Genomic DNA, 21995 nt, shown 5'->3' with positions numbered 1-21995 from the left:
ACTTTAAAAAAGCATTCAAACCCTTTTTAAAAACAAAAAACATGAATTGTAGTAAAGTTTCCATAGTCATTCCCTGTTATAACGATGCTCAATTCATTGAACAATGTGTGGATTCTGCATTGAATCAAACCTATCCTAATACAGAAGTAATAGTAATTGACGACGGGTCAAATGCAGAAACCAAGGCAGTTTTAAAAAAACTGGAGCCTAAAATCACAAAATTACTCACGCAAGAAAATCAAGGGCAGAGTATAGCTAGGAACAATGGCATAAGGATTGCAAAAGGAGATTATATTTTGAATCTTGATTCGGATGATTTTTTTGAATCGACTTTTTGCGAAAAAGCCATCAAGAAATTTCAAGAGGACAATGCAATTAAAATTGTAACCTGTCAAGCCAACAGGTTTAATAAAACAGGTACTATTGATATTTTTGTACCAAAGGGCGGAGACTTGAATAATTTTTTATTTGCAAATTCAGCATTGGGAAGTTGTATGTTTAAAAGGGATGATTGGGATAATTCTGGCGGTTATGAAGAAAAGCTGCCTATTTTGGGCTTTGAAGATTGGGAATTTTATATCCAGATATTAAAATTAGGAGGATATGCTTGCGTTATAGACGAAACATTATTCAATTATCAATTACGAGAAGGTTCTACCACTAGTAAAATTCGCCATAAAAGATTGGATAAGTTTAAACTTATTGTTGCAAAGCACAGAGAACTATACCTTGCTAATTTTGACATATTGTTAGCAGAATTTTTTTATAGTCTAGAAAGAGAAGAATTCGAAAAAATTAAAAACACACAACGATTGGAATTTAAAATAGGAAAAAATATTTTACGACCCTTACGATGGATTAAATCTTTTTTTAAATGAAAAATGCGCCAAGAATATCCATTATTATGGCCACCTACAATAGAGCGCATTTTATTGTTGAGACATTGCAAACCATAAAAAAACAATCTTTTATTAACTGGGAATGTTTAATTATTGATGATGGCGGTTCGGATAATACAAAAGAAAGTATAGAACCACTTCTGGAGAAAGACCATCGATTCCAGTTTCTAAAACGTCCCGACAGTTATAAAAAAGGTTTGCCAGGCTGCAGGAATTATGGATTGGATTTGGCTAAAGGAACTTATGTTATCTTCTATGATGATGATGATATTGTACATCCACATAATTTAAAAACAAGCCTAGAAGTAATAGAAACAAGTCAGGTTGACTTTTGTCATTATCAAAAAATGTCTTTTGAGGTGGAGAAACCTATTGTCGAAAACAATCCAATTGCTATAGCAAAATTCCTTACTAAAGCCGATATATTAAAAGTAGTTACGCAAGAAATAGGTTTGGCATCTTGCACCGTTTTATGGAAAAAGAATTGCTTTGAAAGGACTAGATTTAATGAAAATCTTTTGTATGCAGAAGAATGGGAATGTTACAGTAGAATTATTACTGAAAACTTCAAAGGAATAATAATTAACAACGTCTTGTATTACAACAGAAAGCATCCTGAATCTAACACGGGACAATATATAAGGAAAAACCCAATTCATAGGGAATCTTATTCAAAAGCGATTCTATTAGTAGTGCAAAATCTTAAGGAAAAAAAATTGCTCAGCTATTCTTTAAAACGATATTTTATAACCATTTCGATCGACTTTAAGGAATATAATTTATTTAAAGCTATTTTAATTATCCTTGAATTGCCTACATTTGAAAAATTAAAATGGTGTTTTTTTTATACCACTTTGCCTATAAGGTTTAGGTTTTATAGAATTAAGAAAACTATAAAAAGTAGATATAACTTATAATTTTTTTTATTGTTACTGGATTAATCAAAAGCTATCAAAATGAAACCAATTCTTCATTTATTAAAAACAAACCTATTTCTAAATGACATTCAATAATTCAAAAATATTAATAACTGGCGGTTTTGGCGCATTGGGTTATAATTTAATTCAATACTTGACCGCAAACTATAATTGTACTATTCAAGTTATAGATAATTTTAGTGCAGGTCATACTAATTTTTCTGATAAAGTGGTCTTTACCTATGTCGATATTGGCAATACAGAGAAGTTAACCACTTTTTTCAAAAACTATCAGCCTCATTTTATTTTTCATTTAGCAGCACATTTTGCAAATCAAAACTCGGTAGATCATCCATTGTCGGATATCAATACCAATGTTATTGGAGTAGTTAATTTGTTTGAAACGCAAAAAAACAACAAGGAATTAAAAAAAATTATTTTTGCAAGCTCGAGTTGCGTCTATGGAAATAGCGAAATAATGAAAGAAGACATTCATGTTGCTCCTTATGACACACCGTATGCTATCAATAAATTTGTTGGCGAATTGTATGCTAAATATTATGCCGAGATACATGCCATTCCAACAGTAAGTGCTAGGATTTTTAATAGTTTTGGGCCAGGTGAAATGCCAGGACAATATAGAAATGTAATCCCAAATTTTATTCAAAAAGCACTGTTAAATCAAACCATAAGCATAACAGGAACGGGCGATGAAACCAGAGATTTTACTTATGTTGAAGACACGGTAGATTTACTTTCGAAACTTGCCCTTTCAGAATACAAACAAGCCGAAGTTTTTAACGGAGGAACAGGAACCAAAGTAAGTATCAAAAAACTAGCCGAAGAAATAATAGCCTTAACACAATCAAATTCAAAAATCGAATATACTCCGCCAAGAGTTTGGGATCACGTAAAAAACAGATGCTCTAATATCGAAAAATCAAAAAAATTAGTAAACTACAATCCAGATTATGATTTTAGATTGGGTTTAGTAAAAACGATAGCTTGGTTGAAAGAAAAATTGTAATTAGATATTGATGAATAAAAAAATAATAGTTATTGCAGAATCTATTGATAAAAACGACAGCAGTTGTTCTAAGTGCAATGTAGCATTAATCGAGAACCTCAAACAAGCTGGTTTTGACATTATGGTTTATCATTATACCCGTAAAAACATTAAATTAAACAATATTGATTGCCAACCTATAAAAGAAATTAAGTGGAGTTTAAACTATGTATTGAGTAGAGCAGTACGCGTTACACAACGCAATTTCAACATAGATTTGCATCCTTTTTTTGATAAAATATTTGGTTTTTCATTTACTTTTTTTAATGATGTAAACTCAATGAAATTAACAATTAGTAAAGCAAGGAAACTCAATCCAGATTTAATACTTACGGTAAGCAAAGGATTAAGTTTTCGCCCACATTACGCCATGTTGTCCTTTCCAGAATTGCACAGCAAATGGATAGCAAACATACACGATCCCTATCCTTTTCATCTCAATCCCAGACCTTTTAATTGGGTAGAAAATGGGTACAAGAAAAAAGAAAATTTCTTTAAAGAAGTTTCTGAAAAAGCAGGATTCAGTTCTTTTCCAAGCGTATTGCTTAAAGAGTGGATGGGCAGTTATTTCTCTAATTTTCTAAAAACTGGTGTTGTTATTCCGCATCAAAATTCAAATTATAAAATTCAAAACCTTGATTTACCTGATTATTTTGACACTACAAAATTTAATTTATTACACGCAGGAAATCTTCTGGCCCAACGCTCACCCAAAGGGTTATTAGATGGTTTTGAACTTTTTTTAGCCCGAAATCCCGAAGCTAAAAATGAAGCAAAATTACTTTTACTTGGTCCAGCGCAAGATCATTTGGAAATACTCAAAAACTATCAAAACAATAACCCTAATTTTTATATTTATACAGGCTATGTTGATTTTGATGTAGTGTATAATCTTCAAACAAATGTATCTGCAAACATTATTCTAGAATCTAAATCAGAAATTAGTCCGTTCCTTCCTGGTAAATTTCCACATTGTGTCGAAGCTAATAAAATGATTCTTTCCCTAGCGCCATTTTATAGCGAAACAAAACGATTGTTAGGCAATGATTATGAGTATTGGTCAGAAGTAGATGATGTTGAAAAAATTGCAGCTCTGATAGAAATGTTATATCAATTATGGAAACAAAATCCTGAAAATTTGCTTTTAAATAGAAAGGATTTACAAGATTATTTATCAGTTACTTATTTGAAAAAAGTGATTCATGATTTGAATTAAGTAGAAAACTCAATGACAGCTATGGTCATCTCCATCCACATCACTACCAAAAATCGTAAAACCGATTTGGCTTTTACGCATAAAAAGTTTTTTTGGAGAACAAGAAAGTTTTTTTACCAAAATAAATAAAGTCAATTGTTTTTTTTTATATTTGAATAATTATTTTTCACCAAATTTAATGGATAATAATCATTTTTCACGTAAAATAAGTCTTTTTCACGGTCGTAAGGCACCCGAAGAAGGGTTGCTGGTAGGTTATGGAGCTTTAATAGAAGCCTATACTTTGGCTATGCCAATACCACATCGATTAACGCTGATAAGTTCTAAAAAGAGACAGTATGTTACAGATCATTGGCAAGTATTTACCTCGCGTCATGAACCTGAAGACAGTCTATACAAACAATTGGTGTTTGCGTTGAAATACGAAGGAGTCAATTTGTTGTTTTTTAAAAAATTATTCAAAAAATTATCAGAAGAAACCATTACGACTTTGGTGCAAATTGAACCACAAGGACAATACAGTCGAAAAATTTGGTTTTTGTATGAATGGTTATTCCAAAAAAAACTTTCTATTCCGGATTTAAGTACAGGTAATTTTGTTTCCTTGCTAGATGAAAACCTACAATTTGCTTTGTCGATACCCGTTAATTCTAGCCGACATCGCATAAAGAACAACTTGCCTGGAACAGTTGGTTTTTGTCCATTAATATTCAGAACAGACAAGTTAAACAATTACATAGCAGTAAATTTATCCAATAAAAAAAACAGCTATCTCAATACAATTCATAAAGATGTTTTACAGCGGGCATCGGCTTTTTTATTGTTGAAAGACTCTAAAGCTTCCTTTACTATTGAGGGAGAAAACCCGACAAACAATCGTGCAGTTCGTTGGGGAAAAGCCATTGGACAAGCGGGATCAAAATCTTTAGATACAGAAGAATTACTCCGTTTACAGCATATAGTAATAGAAAACAGTCGGTTTTTGAAGATGGGATTTAGAAGCGAAGGCGGTTTTGTTGGAGAACACGATAGAACCACTGGTGAACCCTTGCCTGAGCATATTTCGGCCAAAGCGCAAGATGTAGCACTCTTGATGGAAGGACTTTTTGCAACTTACAAAAATTTGGAAAATACTGATTTTAATGCTGTTTTGACCGCTGCGCTAATTGCTTTTGGATTTGTATTTATTCATCCTTATGAAGACGGCAATGGTAGAATTCATCGCTATTTGCTACATCATATTTTAGCAAAAATGCAATTTGCACAGCAGGGAATCATTTTTCCTGTTTCGGCTTCTATCTTGAATCATATCGATGATTATAGAGTTGTGCTGGAATCGTACTCCCATCCATTATTGGATTTTATAGAATGGGAAACCACAAAATCCAATAACGTTACTGTTTTAAATGACACGATTGATTTTTATCGTTATTTTGATGCTACCAATCAGGCTGAGTTTTTATACGATTGCGTCAATGACACTATTGTTACTATTATTCCATACGAAGTAGCTTATCTTCAAAAATATGATAAAATGAAAGCTTATTTAGATGACATCTTTCAAATGCCCGATAAAACAGTAGCGATGGTCATTCGGTTTTTAGAACAAAATAACGGTAGGTTTTCAAAGAGAGCACTTGAAAAAGAGTTTGCAGTATTAACTAATGAAGAAGTAAATAAAATAGAAGAACAGTATAAAAATTGTTTTGACTAATTTAGAAATTTATGCCAAATTCCTCTTTCTCCATCCACATCACTACCAAAAACCGTAAAACCGATTTGGCTTTTACTTTGGAAAAAATCAAGTATCTCTTAAAAGAGAATAGTGTGACTTACGTTGTTTTTGATGATGGTTCTACGGATGGCACTTATGAATATGTGGCGCAAAATTTCCCCAATATACAACTCCAAAGAAACCCCGTTTCAAAAGGCTATATGTATTGTAGGAATAAAATGCTCAACGAAACCAAAGCAGATTATGCGATTTCCTTAGACGATGACGCGCATTTTGTTACCCAAAATCCATTAGAACTTATACAATCCCATTTTGAAAACAACACCAATTGTGGTGTGATAGCCTTGCGTATTTTTTGGGGATTGCAAGAACCAAACACCACAGTTTCTAACGAAAAAATAACTCAAGTACAAGGATTTGTGGGTTGTGCTCATGTATGGCGTACGACCGCTTGGCGAGACATTCCTAGTTATCCAGAATGGTTTGTTTTTTATGGAGAAGAAAATTTTGCTTCTTACCAATTATTCAAAAAAAACTGGCAAGTACAGTACTTTCCCCAAGTTTTAGTCAACCATCGTGTTGCAGTAAAATCTCGAAAAAACAATACTGATTATAGTACTCGGTTGCGACGTTCTTTGCGTTCGAGTTGGTATCTGCTCTTCTTGTTTAATCCGATTCCTGTGATTCCAAGAAAAATAGCCTATTCTATTTGGATGCAGTTCAAGAAAGTATTTAGCGGCGATTTCAAGACATTACAAGCACTCATTTTAGCATTGCTAGATTTAGTTTTGGCAATTCCTAAAATCGTTAAAAGCAGCAATCGCTTGTCTCAAAAAGAATATGCCGCCTATACTAAACTACCTGAAACTAAAATATATTGGCAACCAGAAAAATAAGTATAAATTATATAAATCGTGCAAATTGAAAATTATATTTTCAATTTGCAAGATTTATGTTAAAATTTAATATAAAATATTGATTATCAATATTTTAAAATAAATTTATTTATTCTTATTTTGTTATAAAAAGGCTATTTTATTAAAATTAAGTGCGTGAATAGTATTTATTAGATTTATTATAAGTAATTTTACTGCAAATTGAAAATCATATTTGCAATATGCATGATTTTATAGAAAGAAAGATTGAAGCAACTGTTCGTCAGTATCTTAAAATATTTCCTGTTGTTGCGGTTTTGGGACCACGACAGTGCGGAAAATCTACTTTGGTCAAAACATTGGTCAAAAACTGGGGTGATTCTGTTTATCTCGACTTGCAGAACGATACCGATTTAAGTAAACTAGATCAACCTACTTACTTTTTTCAATCTAATGATGATAAAATAATATGTTTAGACGAAATTCAATTGGTTCCACAATTGTTTTCGGTTTTAAGAAGCGTAGTAGACAGCAATCGACAAAACGGAAAATTTGTTTTGTTGGGTTCCGCTTCAAGAGATTTAATTCAGCAAACTTCGGAGTCGTTGGCAGGAAGAATAGGGATGGTTTATTTGTCGCCTTTTACACTCAATGAACTTAACAATTTAGACGGATTTAGTCTAAATACGTTTTGGTTAAGAGGTGGTTTTCCGGACAGTTATTTGGCCGATAACGATGCTTTTAGTAAGATTTGGCGCGATAATTTTGTCAAAACATTTATCGAACGAGACATTCCGCAATTGGGGTTTCAAATTCCTACTTTGCAACTCAAACGCCTTTTGATGATGTGTGCTCACAATCAAGGACAGCTTTTGAATTATTCAAAGTTGGGAGAATCTTTGGGCTTGACCCATCCAACTATTAAACGTTATATTGATTTATTAGAGCAAACATTTATTGTTAGAACGGTGCTTCCGTATGAAGTTAATGTCAAGAAAAGATTAGTCAAATCGCCCAAAGTGTTTGTTCGAGATTCGGGAATATTACATCAATTATTGGCAATTTCTGATTATAATTCCTTGTTAGGACATCCTATATTTGGTTCTTCATGGGAAGGTTTGGTGGTCGAAAATGTGATTGTAAACTACCCTGATTGGGATTATTATTTTTATAGAACTGCTACGGGCGATGAACTCGATTTGATATTGACAAAAGGAAACCAACGTATTGCTATAGAATGTAAAGCCTCGACAGCGCCCAAACTAACTAAAGGTTTTTGGAGAGCTATAGATGTAGTAAAGCCTCAACAAACATTTGTAATAATACCTACACAAGTTTCTTATGATATAGCTCCACAAGTAACGGTTTGTGGATTAGATGAATTTTTAGAAAGTAAGTTGTAAATTTTAAAAAATAAAAAATGAAAAATTCATTACCATACATCATTGCCGAAATAGGTCAAGCACACGAAGGCAGTTTGGGTATTTTATATTCTTACATCGATGCTCTTGCCAATACTGGTGTTGATGCAGTAAAATTCCAAATGCACATTGCCGAAGCCGAAAGTAGCGAACACGAACCTTTTAGAGTTGTATTTTCTAAAGAAGATAAATCACGATTTGATTATTGGAAACGAATGAGTTTTACTTTATCGCAATGGAAAGATATTAAACAACATTGTGATGTATTTGGACTTGATTTTATTTGTTCTCCTTTTAGTAATCTAGCTGTCGATTGGCTGGAAGAAATAGGAGTAGAACAATACAAAATAGGTTCTGGCGAAGTAAATAATTTTTTAATTTTAGAGAAAATTGCTAGAACTGGGAAACCCGTAATTTTGTCTTCGGGTATGAGTTCGTATGAAGAATTAGATGAAACCGTTCTATTTTTAAGAGAAAGAAATGTCTCCTTTTCTATTCTGCAATGCACCACAGCTTATCCAACCCAACCCGAACAATACGGGTTAAATGTCATTCAGGAATTACAAAAACGGTACAACGTTCCCGTAGGCTTTTCGGATCATTCATCCAAAATCGAAACGGGCATTGCTGCAACTGCTTTGGGTGCAAGTATTCTCGAGTTTCACGTTGTTTTTGATAGACAACTTTTTGGACCTGATGCAAAATCCTCTTTAACCATTCAAGAAACCAAAGATTTGGTCGTTGCCTTACGAAATATTGCAACAGCACTTGCTAATCCAATCGATAAAACGACCAATGCCGATTTCAAATCGTTGAAGCAAATTTTCGAAAAATCATTAGCTGTAAACAAAGACTTATCTAAAAATCACCTGCTGACTTTTGATGATTTAGAAGCTAAAAAACCAAAAGGTTTCGGTATAGATGCTTCTCGTTTTCAAGAAGTAATCGGAAAGGTTTTGAACAAGGATTTGAAGCAATGGGATTTTTTAAATGAAGCGGACTGCGACTAGTTATGGGTCTTCGACAAGCTCAGACTGACATCTCTTCGACAAGCTCAGACTGACAGGGTATTGTGATGTCTCGCTGAGCCTGTCGAAGCGTTTTTATGAAGAATCAATTGTATTAGGGTCTTCGACAAGCTCAGACTGACAGGGTATTGTGATGTCTCGCTGAGCCTGTCGAAGCGTTTTTATGAAGAATCAATTGTATTAGGGTCTTCGACAAGCTCAGACTGACATCTCTTCGACAAGCTCAGACTGACATCTCTTCGACAAGCTCAGACTGACATCTCTTCGACAAGCTCAGACTGACATCTCTTCGACAAGCTCAGACTGACAGAGTATTGTGATGTCTCGCTGAGCCTGTCGAAGCGTTTTTAATAATCGAAAATAAAGATATGAAATTCTATTATGTTTATATAGTCAAGTGTTCGGATTCAACTTATTATACAGGAATTACGAATAGTATTGATAGAAGATTGTTTGAACACAATTCAGGAAAAAATCCTGATTCCTATACTTTTACTAGAAGACCAGTTCAGTTAGTTTGGTTTGAAACCTTTTCTGATCCAACACAGGCAATTATGATTGAAAAAAAAATTAAAGGTTGGAGTAGGAGAAAGAAAGAAGCTTTAATTAATGAAGACTGGGATAAGTTAGTGCAGTATTCTAAAAATTATACAGAGTATGGTAAGAATGGGTCTTCGACAAGCTCAGACTGACATCTCTTCGACAAGCTCAGACTGACAGAGTATTGTGATGTCTCGCTGAGCCTGTCGAAGCGTTTTTATGAAGAATCAATTGTATTAGGGTCTTCGACAAGCTCAGACTGACATCTCTTCGACAGGCTCAGACTGACAACAATATATTAAAAATATATTTTCCCTATTCCTTCTTTTTTACTTACTTTTAACCCAAGTATAATTGTACAAGAATGTCCAAAAGAAAAATATGTGTAGTTATCACAGCTCGTCCATCTTATAGCAGAATAAAATCGGCTCTGCAAGCCATTCAAGAACATCCAGATTTGGAGTTGCAGTTAATTGTTGCAGGTTCCGCTTTGTTAGATCGTTACGGAACAGCAGTAGATTATATTGAAAAAGATGGTTTTACGATCAACGAAAAAGTTTTTATGGTGCTCGAAGGCGAGAATGCAACGGCTATGGCAAAAACAACAGGATTGGCTGTAATGGAACTATCAACGGTTTTTTACAACTTAAAACCCGATGCCGTTGTTACCATTGCAGATCGATTCGAAACCATTGCAACTTCTATAGCGGCATCGTTTCAAAACATTCCGTTGGTGCACATTCAAGGTGGCGAAGTAACAGGAAATATCGATGAGAAGGTGCGTCATGCCAATACAAAATTGGCAGATTTGCATCTTGTAGCTTCTGAAGATGCTAGAGAACGGGTAATAAAAATGGGCGAAAACCCTGAAATGGTAATTAACACTGGTTGTCCATCAATAGATTTGGCAAAAGAAGTATTGGAGAATCCTGATATTCATTTTGATCCCATACAAAAATATGGTGGTGTAGGTCAAGCCAAAGGCTGGGAAAACGGCTATATAGTTGTTATGCAACATCCTGTAACTACAGAATATGCAGCAGCCAAAGAAGACATACATAAAACATTAATAGCCATAGATGAACTTCAAATTCCTACGTTTTGGTTTTGGCCTAATGTAGATGCAGGTGCAGACGGAACGTCAAACGGAATTCGTTCGTACAGAGAAAAATACAATCCAAAAAACATTTTATTTTTTAAGAATATGGAACCCAATGATTTTTTGCATTTAATCAAAAATTCCAAATGTTTGATTGGTAATTCAAGTGTTGGCGTTCGTGAGAGTTCGTATCTTGGTGTTCCTGTTGTTAATATTGGAACCCGTCAAAACCGACGGTTGAGAGGTAAGAATGTGGTCGATGTTGGCTATGATAGTGAAGCCATAAAAACAGCCATAAACAATCATATCAATTCTGAAAATTTAGTAAGCGAATCCCTTTATGGCGATGGTGCATCAGGTATTCGGATTGCTGCTATATTAGCGCAGTTTCCATTGCAGTTTCACAAAACAATAATGTATTAATGAAAATACTTGCCATAATTCCAGTTCGTGGAGGTTCAAAAGGAGTGCCTGGAAAAAACATTAAGTTATTGAATGGCAAACCTTTATTGTCCTATACTGCCGAAATTGCGTTACAATCGAAGTATTTGACCGAAGTAATTTTGTCCAGTGAGGACGAACAAATTATTGCAGTGGCAAAAAGTTTGGATATTAAAGTGCCTTTTGTGAGACCAGCTGAATTAGCAAATGACAACACACCTACAATTGATGTACTAATTCACGCCTTGAAATGGTATGAAAGTCAAAATGTTTTTTTTGATGCGGTGTGCTTATTGCAAGCCACAAGTCCTTTTAGAACGGCGAAATTTCTTGACAAAGCCATTGAAAAATTCATAAAAAGTGATTGTGATTCTTTAGTTTCAGTACAGAAAGTACCTCACGAATACAATCCACACTGGACATTTGAAGTCAATAACGAAGGTAACTTAAAAATTGCCACTGGTGAAACAGAAATCATCAGCCGAAGACAAGAACTCCCAACTGCTTACCACAGAGACGGAAGCATTTACATCACTAAAACCAAAGTGCTATTGCAAGAACATTCTTTATACGGAAAAAACACCACTTTTATTGAATCTTCCCCTGAAATGTATGTGAATATAGACACGATGCAAGACTGGGAAAAAGCAGAATTGATGGTTAAAAATTTCAAAAAATAATGTGTGGCATTGCAGGAATAATAGGGGATTGTAAAGTACTTCAATTGGATGCAATGCTTGTCAGTCAAAATCATCGTGGTCCAGATGCAACAGGAAAAAATTTTGATGATGGCTTCGCTGCTTTAGGACATAATCGCTTGGCAATTATTGATTTATCAGAACAGTCGAATCAGCCTTTTATAGATAATTCAGGACGTTATGTAGTTGTTTTTAATGGAGAGATTTATAATTATATCGAACTCAAAAAGGCACTACAATCTCAATACGATTTCAAAACCCAATCCGATACCGAAGTGTTATTGGCAGCATTTATCCTTTACGGAAAATCGTGTTTAGAAAAACTCAACGGGATGTTTGCTTTTGCGATTTGGGACAAGCAAGACAAAAAACTATTTGCCGCTAGAGACCGTTTTGGGGTAAAGCCCTTTTATTACAGTATAAAAAGCAACTCATTTTATTTTTCGTCCGAAATAAAAGCCATTCACGCAGCAGGAATTCATAAAACTCCCAACGAAAAAGTATGGGCTTCTTATTTTGCTTTTGGTTCTTACGGCAATCCTGACGAAACTTTTTGGGAAGGTATTCATCAATTGCCTGGAGGACATTTTTTAAGTTTTTCACATCAACAACGTCAGTCTGAGCCTGTCGAAGAGATGGTTTACAAAGAAAATTTAGAAATACAAAAATGGTATTGCTTTGAAGAAGAAGTGGCCAAACAACCAAAAAATTTAACGTACAATCAAGCAAAAGAAAAATACGTTGCTCTCTTAAAAGACAGTATTAATTTGCGATTCAGAGCTGATGTGGCTGTGGGGTTCAATATCAGTGGTGGTTTGGATAGTTCGGTTTTATTAGCTTTAGTGAATGATTTCAATGACAATAGCAATGGCAATTTCAATGACAATTTCAATGACAATAGCAATGCCAAAAATCAGAAATTAATAAATGCTTATACTTTTTATACTAATAATCCCGACTATGACGAATTACCTTGGGTAGAAAAAATGATTTCCAAAACCCAAAATCCCTTGACAAAAGTACTTTTGCAAGCCGATGAGGTTCCAACTCTTGCTCAAAAAATGGCTTTGCAGCAAGACGAACCCTTTGGTGGTATTCCTACTTTGGCGTATGCCAAAATATTCGAGCAAGCTCGCAAGGACAAAGTTTTAGTGCTTCTTGACGGTCAAGGAATGGATGAACAATGGGCAGGTTATGATTATTATACGCAAGAAAATGAAGCTACTATTCAAGGCGTAACTAAGTCGCCATATAAGACCAGCATGCTTTCCGAATCGTTTTTGGCAAAAGCGATAAAACCGGTGTATCCAAAACCTTATGGTGATGAAGTGTTGAACAAACAATACAGAGATTTATTTTATACTAAAATACCTCGAGCGTTACGGTTTAATGACCGAATCTCCATGGCGTTTTCAACTGAATTGCGGGAGCCATTTTTGGATTATAGATTGGTCGAATTGGCATTTTCATTGCCTTTGGATTTCAAAATAAAAAATGGAATATCTAAATTTATGCTGCGTGAAATCGCCTCGGAATATCTAGCAGACGATTTGGTTTTTGCACCCAAAAGAGCGTTACAAACTCCACAGCGCGAATGGTTGGCAGACGATTTGAAAGCTTGGGTAGAACTTTGTTTTGCGGCAATTGAAAACTCGAAATTTTCTAATTGGTTTAATAAGGAAGAAGTTCAGAAAGAATTGAAGCTTTATTTAGAAGGAAATAGACAGTCTAGTTTTCATATATGGCAGTGTGTTAGTTTGTACGGGATCATGAATTCAACAACTAATTAGTTTTATCAATGATATTAAAAACCGATATTTGGAAAATCAATCATCAAAAACAATTTAGAGACTTATAAAGCTTTTCAGGAGTTTTAACCCTTTCAGAGTTCAAAACTCTGAAAGGGTTGAAATACAATAAGTGTTCTTAAATTAAAAAAAAATGCAAGACGATAAATATAAAAAAGAACCTTTAGATTTTGGGAATTACTATCACATCTACAATCGTGGGAACAATGGTATTGATATTTTTTTTGACAACGAAAATTACGACTATTTTTTAAAGTTATACCATCAGTATATTCATCCTATAGCTGAAACTTTTGCTTGGTGTTTGATGAAAAATCATTTTCATTTTTTGGTTTATATTCGAAACGAAAAGGAAGTATTGATAGATTCTCTCGAATATTCAACCGTTGATAACCCAAGAGTAATAGACCCGTCTAAACAGTTTGGGCATTTGTTTAATGCTTACACCCAAGCCATAAATAAAAAACATTCTCGAACCGGAAGTTTGTTCGAAAAGCCGTTTGAAAGAAAGCGGGTAACATCTGAAAAGTATTTGAAAAATTTAATTTATTATATACATAACAATCCCGTTCATCATGGTTTTACCAAAACGATAATCGAGTATCCTTGGTCGTCTTATGGTAGTATTCTTTCGGATATGCCGACAAAACTAAAAAGAGATGATGTGATTGAAATTTATGAATCTAAAGAAAATTTTATCGACTATCATAGCGAAGAACAAGATTTAGAGACTATTTTTGATTTAATTATTGATAGAAACTAAACTTACCTTTGAGCTTTTTTTAAATCTTTCAGAGTAAAAACCCTTTCAGAGTACAAAATCCTTTCAGAGTTTTAAACTCTGAAAGGGTTAAAGAAAGGATTGAAAATAACAATAGAATAAATAATATTTGGAAAATCAATCATCAAAAACAATTTAGAGACTTATAATGCTATTTAACTCCCTTTCCTTTTTACTGTTCTTGCCCATTGTTTTCACACTGTATTGGTGGATTAATAAACGAAGTTTGCAATTGCAAAACTTTTTGTTGCTGCTAGCGAGTTATTTCTTTTATGCTTGTTGGGATTGGCGTTTTTTGTTTCTCTTACTATTTTCTACAGCATTAGATTATTTCACAGGAATAAAAATGGAGGAAGCCAAAAATAAAGGGAATAAAAAGCTTTGGTTTTGGTTGAGTGTAATAGTGAATCTTGGTTTTCTGGGTGTTTTTAAATACTATAATTTCTTTGCTGATTCTTTTGCCACAGCATTATCAGGATTGGGAATACAAGCAAATTTCTGGACATTGAAAGTGATTTTGCCCGTAGGGATTTCCTTTTATACCTTTCATGGATTGTCTTATGTCATTGATATTTATAAAGGCAGGATACAAGCCGAAAGAAACATTATTACCTATTCTCTTTTTGTGGGTTATTTTCCGTTGTTGGTTGCTGGACCAATAGAAAGAGCGACACATTTATTACCGCAGATAAAAAAGAAACGCCATTTTGATTATAGTATGGCGATAGACGGAGTGCACCAAATCATTTGGGGATTGTTCAAGAAAGTGGTCATAGCCGATAATTGCGCCTTATATGCCAATGCTATTTTTGACCATTATGAGTCAATGAACTCGGTGTCCCTGTTTTTGGGAGCCATTTATTTTGCCTTCCAGATTTACGGGGATTTTAGCGGGTATTCGGATATAGCTTTAGGAACATCAAAATTGTTTGGAGTAGATTTACTTCGTAATTTTAATTATCCTTATTTTTCTAGAGATATTGCGGAATTTTGGCGTCGTTGGCATATTTCGTTATCTTCGTGGTTTCGGGATTATTTGTACATTCCGTTGGGAGGAAGTCAAGGCGGAATGATGTTAAAAATCCGCAACACCTTTATTATTTTCTTGGTTAGTGGGTTTTGGCATGGCGCCAATTGGACTTTTATTGTTTGGGGAGCATTGCACGCTGTTTATTTCTTGCCGCTTTTGATAACCCAAAACAACAGAAATAATTTAGATATTGTCGCCAAAGGAAAAACCCTGCCCACATTAAAAGAATTTGCGAGTATGCTTTTAACTTTTGGTTTAACCACTTTAGCTTGGATATTTTTTAGAGCTAAAACCGTTTCAGAAGCATCTGTTTACATCAAGAATATGTTAAGTTTTAATTTCGATGGGAAGATCCAGTTTTTGGATTTTGATCGGTATGCTATTGAATTTCTTTTAATTTTGGGGTTGTTTATTGGCATTGAATGGAGTTCAAGAGAAAAAGAACACCCCATTTCAGGTAGATTTACAACCCTTAAGGCATTGGCAATATTAACGGCAATCTTGATTCTGGGTGTTTTTTCCAGTCCAAGTAATTTTATTTATTTCCAGTTTTAGATGAAAAAATTCAGTATTTACATAGTAAGTGGTCTTTTGATACTAATGATTTGCATGACGGTATTGGATTTTGCTTATACAAAAATTTATTGCAATTCAAATCCTAGAACAAAATTTCAGTATTTGAGAAGTTTAAAGGACATGAAAATAGATTATATATTTCTGGGTTCCTCTCGTGTTGAGAACGCAATTGTACCTTCGGTAATTTATAACAAAACACATAAAACGGCTGTTAATCTAGGTTTTCAGGCGGCTAAATTAGTAGATATTTACAGTGTTTTGAAACTTATAAAAGAGTATAACATACAAAGCGGAACCATTCTAATCCAGGTGGATTATATTTATAATATCACTGACGGGAATTCTAATATTTTTCAATATCAAATGATACCTTTTATTAGAGAAAATAAAATAACCAAAGCGTATTCAGATCGTTATGCTACGAGTCCTTGGGCTAATTATTATATTCCCTTTTATAGGTATTGTAACAACGATTTAAAATTAGGGTTTCGTGAGATTTTTTCTAATTTGATAAACAAAAAAACCAACATTATTGTTAATAATGGTTATGTTGCTTTGCAAGGAAATTCAAAAGAACTTGCAGGATCATTACCTGATGTAATTGTAGATTCAAACCCAATTGTAGACAGTATAAAGTCTTTTTCGAAACAGAATAATATGAATGTAGTATTTTATTGTGCTCCGTTTTGTAAGAACAACAAAAACCGTATTTTTATATCACAATTGAAGAAAAAAATACCAGAACTCAAAGATTTTTCAGATGTGATTAAAGATGATAAGATGTTTCAAAATTGCAATCATTTGAATCATAGTGGGGCAAAACGATTTACAGAAATTCTAACAGACAATTTGTTAATGAAGTAAAATTATAGTGATGCCTTAAGTTGCTTTTTCTAGTATAATTAAATACATTAGCCTTATTTTACCTATGTTTAATAATAGGAGCAGACTAGTTACAAAACCCCAAAAAAGACTTTCTTTGTAAAGTCTAATTACTTTGTTTTAAAACATAATTGACATGATACCATCAATTTTCATTAACCAATAACAAAATGATTCCTGAAATAAATATAATTATTCCATTATATAATGAAGAGAAAGTTTTTCCTCTATTAATATCACGGATTACTGAATTATTAAACCGAAGTCAATTGGTCATAACGGTAATTTTGGTTGACGATGGTAGTTCAGATAGTACTTCTTTTTTAATGAAACAATTGTCTTCAGTAGACGATCGATTTTTAAGTGTTATTTTGTCTAGGAATTTTGGTCACCAAATAGCATTAACTGCCGCTTTGACTATGGTCAATGCTTCTGAAGCCGTTATGATTATTGATGGAGATTTGCAAGATCCTCCTGAATTGCTACAAGAAATGTATCTATTCTACAAGGATGGATACGATGTAGTTTATGCCGTACGAGAATCCAGAAAAGAAGGCGCTTTTAAAGTGGGACTTTATAAATTATTTTATCGGATGCTGCAAAAAATTGCCTCGATAGATATTCCTCTAGACTCGGGTGATTTTTCGCTTATAAGTCGAAGAGTAGTTGATGTTATGAATAAAATGCCCGAAGAAAGTAGGTATTTAAGAGGTATGAGAAGTTGGGTGGGTTTTAAACAAATAGGTTACAAATACAGTCGTCCTGATCGTCAAGCAGGAAATACTCAATATACTTTGAGGCATCTCCTGCGATTAGCGATGAACGGAATATTTAACTTTAGCGAGTTCCCAATCAAATTTATTACTTTCCTTGGTGTTTCCACGATGTCTATAAGCGTAATTTATTTTATTGTTACGCTTGTAAAAAGATTCTCGAGTGATTATATACCTGATGGCTTTACGGCCATCATTTTTCTAATTATTCTTTTTGGTGGGGTTCAGTTAATATCGATTGGTATTATTGGAGAATATTTAATTCGTGTTTTTTTTCAAGTAAAAAAGCGTCCTTTATTTATAATTAAAGAATTAATTGTTGATAAAAAAGAAATAAAAAACTGGGATATTTCTTAAGCTCTAATTGAATGGATAAAGTTATTGTGCAACACAATAGACTTTGTAAAAGTATGCAAGATTATTTAAATGAAAAAACTAGCAATAGTAATCACAGACGGAGTAGGTTTCAGGAATTTCATTATGAGCGATTTTATCATGGAAGCCAGTCAACAATTTGAAGAAGTTATTATTTATTCCGGTTTACCCATAAGTGCTTTTACTGTTTTTATAAAAACCAATATCAAAGTGAAAGAGTTAGAGGTTTTTGAAGAACAAAAAATAACTTGGTTTTTCAGGAAATGGAAAGAAGTGGCGCATTTGCAAAAGCACCAATCTTTTTATGGTATGAAAGACAATCTTGTTACAGGTTATCCAACCACAAATTCTCCTCGTTCCATGTTGGTCAAAATCATTTATTTTTTCACCCGTTTTTTTTATTCGAATAAAAGTATTTTACTGACAGAAAAGTTGCAATTCCTCTCGTTTTCAAACAATAAAACAACAAAAACTTACTTGCGATTGCTACAAGAAGACAAGCCTACACATGTATTTTTTACCCATCAAAGGCCACCTTATGTAGCTCCGTTTTTATATGCTGCACAGCAACTAAAAATCCCTACGAGTACTTTTATTTTTAGTTGGGACAATCTGGCCTCCAAAGGGAGAATGATGGGTAACTTTGATTCTTATTTTGTTTGGAGTGATTTAATGAAAAAGGAGTTATTGTATTTTTATCCAAATGCAAAAAGTGAGAATGTCAAAGTAGTGGGAACACCACAATTTGAGCCTTATGTAATGCCAAAATATGAAACGACAATCGAAAAATTTTATACAAAATTTAATTTAGACGAAAACACGAAAACCATTTGTTATAGCTGTGCCGATATTTCTATTGGTAAAAATGATCCAATAGTTATTAGTGCCATTGCCAATGCTATGAGGAATAAACAAATTAAAGAAAAAGTACAGCTATTGGTTCGGACTTCTCCAGCCGAAGACGACTCCAGATTCAAAACAATTAGAGACGAATTTCCAGAGATTATTTGGAATGTTCCAAAGTGGATTTTGACCCGAGAAAATCATGCAGAAACTTGGTCGCAACGAGTTCCAAGCGAAGAAGATATTACAGATTTGCGCTCCATATTAGAACATGTAGATTTAAATATTAATATGTGTTCGACCATGAGTCTCGATTTTATGTTGTTTGACAAACCCGTAATCAACACCGTTTTTGGGAATCCAGAAAATGGTTTGTACAACGATCAACGCTTTTTAAATTTTGATCATTATAAAAAAGTAGTAGATAGTGGTTCGGTCTTCATTGCAAAAAACAAAGAAGAATTAATTGAGCAGATTAATCAAGCATTAAGTAATCCAAAGGAAAGAGTAAGGCAAAGAAAAGAAATGATAGATTTGCAAATCAGCAAACCTTTAGTAGGAACCAGCAAGCGAATTGCTTACGTCTTATCTCATTTTAATGATTAAACCAAAAAAAATTGCCGTCGTCTGCGATTATGCGCTAAACTCAAACCGCATTGGTGGAATGGATCGATTTTGGGTTGCTTATGACAGTAAAGCTAAATTATTGGGTTATGAAATCGATTGGTATTTTTCGGATTATGAGCCGTTTGAATTTTTTTCGGAATTGACGATTTATAGTGCCAATAATCAAAATGTGGAACTGTTTTTTTTAGAAAAAGTAATCAGTGAAAAACCTCAATATGATGTTTTAATTACCCATTTCGTGGCTTTATGTACTTCTTTTTTTAAAAGTGCAAAAGCAATTGGCATACAACATACCATCGTGGTAGATCACAATCCAAGACCGCTTGAAGGTTTCCCTATTTCTAAAATCATAAAAAATAAAATCAAAGGTGTTTTGTATTCCAGATACATTGACCAGTTTATAGGCGTTTCTGAATATACCCGAAAGCACATTCTCAAAGATTACGGATATTTTCTAGACAAAAAAACCACCGTGATTTATAACGGAATTGATACTTCGGTTTTTGTTAAGAGAACTCAAGAAAATAAAAATAAATTTATTGTAACTTCTCATTTACGCCAATCAAAAGGCATTCAGGATTTATTGAAAGCCGTTTCAATAGTAGAAGAAAACATCAAAAACCAAATTCAAATTGATATTTATGGAGATGGACCATATGAAAAAGAATTGTTGGACATGGCCACTAAATTTAATTTGAATTCAATCATTAATTTTAAAGGAAGTTCATCTAAACTAAATGAGCTTTATGCGAATTATGCGTATTTGGTGCAACCCACTTATATGGAATGTTTTAGTCTTTCTATTCTAGAGAGTCTAATGTCTAATGTTCCGGTAATTACTACAACTGTTGGTGGCAATCTTGAAATAATTGAACACCGTAAAAACGGATTTATCTTTGAGCCAAAAGATTATTTAGTTCTGGCAACCATTATAAAAAACATTGTTTTAGGAAATTTTAAAATCGATAATGACGTTAACTTTCAAATCGAAAAGGAATTTAATTTAGAAAAAATGGTAACCAATCACATACAATTACTACCATGAAAATAGCCTTTCTCACTCCCGAATATCCACACCATAGCACAGGAAACTCTGGTGGTATCGGCACAAGTATTAAGAATTTAGCTGTTGGACTTTTGGCAGAAGGATGTTGTGTTCGAGTCTTGGTTTATGGTCAAAATGCAGATACTGTTTTTGATGATAATGGCATTTGTGTTCAACAAATTAAAAATATAAAATTCAAAGGATTGTCTTGGTATTTGACTCGAAAAAAAATAGAACGCATCATCAATCAATTGTACGCTAACCAAGAAATTGATTTGGTCGAAGCACCAGATTGGACCGGAATAACCTCTTTTATAAATCCAAAAAAATGCCCAATTGTTATTCGACTCAATGGTTCAGATACTTATTTTTGTCGTTTGGATAACCGTCCGGTAAAGTGGGTTAATACATTTCATGAGAAACGAGCGTTACAAAACGCCAGTGGATTGCTTTCGGTAAGTCAGTTTACTGCCGATTTGACCAACGCAATTTTTGGATTAAAAAAAGAGTTTACTATCATTCCAAATTGTATTGATACAAGTTTGTTCAATGGAAATGACAATAGTATTGGCAATAATACAATCTTGTATTTTGGCACCTTGATTCGAAAAAAAGGAGCGCTCGAGTTGCCTTTAATTTTTAATGAAGTAATAAAAAATAATCCAGAAGTGAAATTAGTATTGGTTGGTAAGAATGCTTCCGACAGTATTTCTGGAAATACTTCCACTTGGGCAATGATGCAACCGCTGTTTTCAGATGAAGCAATACAAAAAGTAAGTTATTTGGGAAGTGTTCCTTATACTGAAATAAAAATGCAAATAGCACAAGCAACTGTATGTGTTTTTCCTAGCTTTGCCGAAGCTTTACCCGTTTCTTGGATAGAAGCCATGGCGATGCAAAAACCAGTTGTAGCATCAAATATTGGTTGGGCATCCGAAGTTATTGACGATGGAGTAAATGGTTTTTTGGTAAACCCAAAACAGCACAAAGAATATGCTCAACGCATTCTTGATTTACTTGAAAATCCTAAAATGCAAAAAGATTTTGGTGAAAAAGGAAGAGAAAAAATAATTGAAAAATTCAGTGTTACAGTTGTGGCAAAGCATAGTTTGGCGTATTATAAATCTTTAACAAGGTAGGTTTTGATAGTAGTTCACCATTTAAATAATAAAATTGTCCAAGTTGTTTCATCCCAAAATCAAAATATAGATTTTGAGGTTGAGAATACGATTGCATATGAACTTTACAAACTCGCACTGAGGTTTCCCGATAAAAAAATAGTTTGGTGTAATTCACTTTTAAAAGAGCAACTGAATTTAA

At 33.6% G+C, this 21995-nt stretch carries 19 protein-coding genes; all 19 read left to right on the top strand.

The window, feature by feature from the left end; genetic code table 11:
- Nucleotides 1-41 precede the first annotated feature (41 nt).
- The 19 genes from RMO53_RS04100 to RMO53_RS04010 all read left to right on the top strand — a co-directional run bounded on the left by RMO53_RS04100 (nt 42) and on the right by RMO53_RS04010 (nt 21814).
- Nucleotides 42-878: a glycosyltransferase gene (locus RMO53_RS04100; protein ID WP_310378301.1), complete on the top strand. Its 837-nt coding sequence runs from the start codon at nt 42-44 to the stop codon at nt 876-878.
- Nucleotides 875-1816, top strand: a complete 942-nt coding sequence (locus tag RMO53_RS04095; protein WP_310378300.1) for a glycosyltransferase family 2 protein — start codon at nt 875-877, stop codon at nt 1814-1816. Before RMO53_RS04100 ends, RMO53_RS04095 begins: the two co-directional genes overlap by 4 nt.
- Nucleotides 1817-1898: 82 nt before the next feature.
- A complete protein-coding gene (locus tag RMO53_RS04090) occupies nt 1899-2843 on the top strand; it encodes an NAD-dependent epimerase/dehydratase family protein (protein WP_310378298.1) in 945 nt (314 codons plus the stop codon).
- A gap of 10 nt (nt 2844-2853) precedes the next feature.
- Nucleotides 2854-4098 carry a UDP-glycosyltransferase gene (locus RMO53_RS04085; protein ID WP_310378296.1) on the top strand — a complete coding sequence of 415 codons (1245 nt, stop codon included), beginning with the start codon at nt 2854-2856 and terminating at the stop codon, nt 4096-4098.
- Between the two features lie 178 nt (nt 4099-4276).
- Nucleotides 4277-5812, top strand: coding sequence for a Fic family protein (locus RMO53_RS04080; protein WP_310378294.1), 1536 nt, complete (start codon nt 4277-4279; stop codon nt 5810-5812).
- Between the two features lie 11 nt (nt 5813-5823).
- Nucleotides 5824-6729: a glycosyltransferase gene (locus tag RMO53_RS04075; protein WP_310378292.1), complete on the top strand. Its 906-nt coding sequence runs from the start codon at nt 5824-5826 to the stop codon at nt 6727-6729.
- 221 nt (nt 6730-6950) lie between these two features.
- Nucleotides 6951-8111, top strand: a complete 1161-nt coding sequence (locus RMO53_RS04070) for an ATP-binding protein (protein WP_310378290.1) — start codon at nt 6951-6953, stop codon at nt 8109-8111.
- 17 nt (nt 8112-8128) lie between these two features.
- Entirely contained in the window at nt 8129-9139 is a 1011-nt protein-coding gene (locus tag RMO53_RS04065; RefSeq protein WP_310378288.1) for an N-acetylneuraminate synthase family protein, read from the top strand.
- Nucleotides 9140-9525: 386 nt separating this feature from the next.
- On the top strand, nt 9526-9849 hold the full coding sequence (locus tag RMO53_RS04060; RefSeq protein ID WP_310378286.1) for a GIY-YIG nuclease family protein: 324 nt from the start codon (nt 9526-9528) through the stop codon (nt 9847-9849).
- Between the two features lie 212 nt (nt 9850-10061).
- Nucleotides 10062-11219 carry a UDP-N-acetylglucosamine 2-epimerase gene (gene neuC, locus RMO53_RS04055; RefSeq protein ID WP_310378284.1) on the top strand — a complete coding sequence of 386 codons (1158 nt, stop codon included), beginning with the start codon at nt 10062-10064 and terminating at the stop codon, nt 11217-11219.
- Nucleotides 11219-11917 (top strand): acylneuraminate cytidylyltransferase family protein, encoded by a 699-nt coding sequence (locus RMO53_RS04050; RefSeq protein WP_310378282.1) that lies wholly within the window; start codon nt 11219-11221, stop codon nt 11915-11917. The genes neuC and RMO53_RS04050 overlap by 1 nt, the downstream gene beginning before the upstream one ends.
- The gene (gene asnB / locus RMO53_RS04045) at nt 11917-13725 is read left to right on the top strand and encodes an asparagine synthase (glutamine-hydrolyzing) (RefSeq protein WP_310378280.1); all 1809 of its coding nucleotides are present in this window, start codon (nt 11917-11919) and stop codon (nt 13723-13725) included. The genes RMO53_RS04050 and asnB overlap by 1 nt, the downstream gene beginning before the upstream one ends.
- A gap of 151 nt (nt 13726-13876) precedes the next feature.
- Nucleotides 13877-14506 carry a hypothetical protein gene (locus tag RMO53_RS04040; RefSeq protein WP_310378278.1) on the top strand — a complete coding sequence of 210 codons (630 nt, stop codon included), beginning with the start codon at nt 13877-13879 and terminating at the stop codon, nt 14504-14506.
- Between the two features lie 166 nt (nt 14507-14672).
- Nucleotides 14673-16109, top strand: a complete 1437-nt coding sequence (locus tag RMO53_RS04035) for an MBOAT family O-acyltransferase (RefSeq protein WP_310378276.1) — start codon at nt 14673-14675, stop codon at nt 16107-16109.
- Nucleotides 16110-16994 (top strand): hypothetical protein, encoded by an 885-nt coding sequence (locus RMO53_RS04030; protein WP_310378275.1) that lies wholly within the window; start codon nt 16110-16112, stop codon nt 16992-16994. It begins immediately after the preceding gene.
- A gap of 188 nt (nt 16995-17182) precedes the next feature.
- The gene (locus RMO53_RS04025; protein ID WP_310378273.1) at nt 17183-18142 is read left to right on the top strand and encodes a glycosyltransferase family 2 protein; all 960 of its coding nucleotides are present in this window, start codon (nt 17183-17185) and stop codon (nt 18140-18142) included.
- Nucleotides 18143-18211: 69 nt separating this feature from the next.
- Nucleotides 18212-19609 carry a hypothetical protein gene (locus RMO53_RS04020; protein ID WP_310378271.1) on the top strand — a complete coding sequence of 466 codons (1398 nt, stop codon included), beginning with the start codon at nt 18212-18214 and terminating at the stop codon, nt 19607-19609.
- On the top strand, nt 19602-20675 hold the full coding sequence (locus tag RMO53_RS04015) for a glycosyltransferase family 4 protein (protein ID WP_310378268.1): 1074 nt from the start codon (nt 19602-19604) through the stop codon (nt 20673-20675). The genes RMO53_RS04020 and RMO53_RS04015 overlap by 8 nt, the downstream gene beginning before the upstream one ends.
- Nucleotides 20672-21814 (top strand): glycosyltransferase family 4 protein, encoded by a 1143-nt coding sequence (locus tag RMO53_RS04010; RefSeq protein ID WP_310378265.1) that lies wholly within the window; start codon nt 20672-20674, stop codon nt 21812-21814. Before RMO53_RS04015 ends, RMO53_RS04010 begins: the two co-directional genes overlap by 4 nt.
- Nucleotides 21815-21995 lie beyond the last annotated feature (181 nt).

Origin of the sequence: Flavobacterium sp., from assembly GCF_031409475.1 — a bacterium.
Lineage (GTDB): Bacteria > Bacteroidota > Bacteroidia > Flavobacteriales > Flavobacteriaceae > Flavobacterium.
This window is presented reverse-complemented; position numbering and strand designations above follow the sequence as displayed.

Excerpts from the sequence above, each read along its gene's own strand:
- RMO53_RS04035 (WP_310378276.1), top strand. The coding sequence starts at position 14,673 with ATGCTATTTAACTCCCTTTCCTTTTTACTGTTCTTGCCCATTGTTTTC.
- RMO53_RS04015 (WP_310378268.1), top strand. The coding sequence starts at position 19,602 with ATGATTAAACCAAAAAAAATTGCCGTCGTCTGCGATTATGCGCTAAAC.
- RMO53_RS04010 (WP_310378265.1), top strand. The coding sequence starts at position 20,672 with ATGAAAATAGCCTTTCTCACTCCCGAATATCCACACCATAGCACAGGA.
- RMO53_RS04060 (WP_310378286.1), top strand. The coding sequence starts at position 9,526 with ATGAAATTCTATTATGTTTATATAGTCAAGTGTTCGGATTCAACTTAT.
- RMO53_RS04075 (WP_310378292.1), top strand. The coding sequence starts at position 5,824 with ATGCCAAATTCCTCTTTCTCCATCCACATCACTACCAAAAACCGTAAA.
- RMO53_RS04020 (WP_310378271.1), top strand. The coding sequence starts at position 18,212 with ATGAAAAAACTAGCAATAGTAATCACAGACGGAGTAGGTTTCAGGAAT.
- RMO53_RS04080 (WP_310378294.1), top strand. The coding sequence starts at position 4,277 with ATGGATAATAATCATTTTTCACGTAAAATAAGTCTTTTTCACGGTCGT.
- RMO53_RS04070 (WP_310378290.1), top strand. The coding sequence starts at position 6,951 with ATGCATGATTTTATAGAAAGAAAGATTGAAGCAACTGTTCGTCAGTAT.
- RMO53_RS04085 (WP_310378296.1), top strand. The coding sequence starts at position 2,854 with ATGAATAAAAAAATAATAGTTATTGCAGAATCTATTGATAAAAACGAC.
- RMO53_RS04095 (WP_310378300.1), top strand. The coding sequence starts at position 875 with ATGAAAAATGCGCCAAGAATATCCATTATTATGGCCACCTACAATAGA.
- neuC (WP_310378284.1), top strand. The coding sequence starts at position 10,062 with ATGTCCAAAAGAAAAATATGTGTAGTTATCACAGCTCGTCCATCTTAT.
- RMO53_RS04065 (WP_310378288.1), top strand. The coding sequence starts at position 8,129 with ATGAAAAATTCATTACCATACATCATTGCCGAAATAGGTCAAGCACAC.
- RMO53_RS04050 (WP_310378282.1), top strand. The coding sequence starts at position 11,219 with ATGAAAATACTTGCCATAATTCCAGTTCGTGGAGGTTCAAAAGGAGTG.
- RMO53_RS04090 (WP_310378298.1), top strand. The coding sequence starts at position 1,899 with ATGACATTCAATAATTCAAAAATATTAATAACTGGCGGTTTTGGCGCA.
- RMO53_RS04040 (WP_310378278.1), top strand. The coding sequence starts at position 13,877 with ATGCAAGACGATAAATATAAAAAAGAACCTTTAGATTTTGGGAATTAC.
- RMO53_RS04025 (WP_310378273.1), top strand. The coding sequence starts at position 17,183 with ATGATTCCTGAAATAAATATAATTATTCCATTATATAATGAAGAGAAA.
- asnB (WP_310378280.1), top strand. The coding sequence starts at position 11,917 with ATGTGTGGCATTGCAGGAATAATAGGGGATTGTAAAGTACTTCAATTG.
- RMO53_RS04100 (WP_310378301.1), top strand. The coding sequence starts at position 42 with ATGAATTGTAGTAAAGTTTCCATAGTCATTCCCTGTTATAACGATGCT.
- RMO53_RS04030 (WP_310378275.1), top strand. The coding sequence starts at position 16,110 with ATGAAAAAATTCAGTATTTACATAGTAAGTGGTCTTTTGATACTAATG.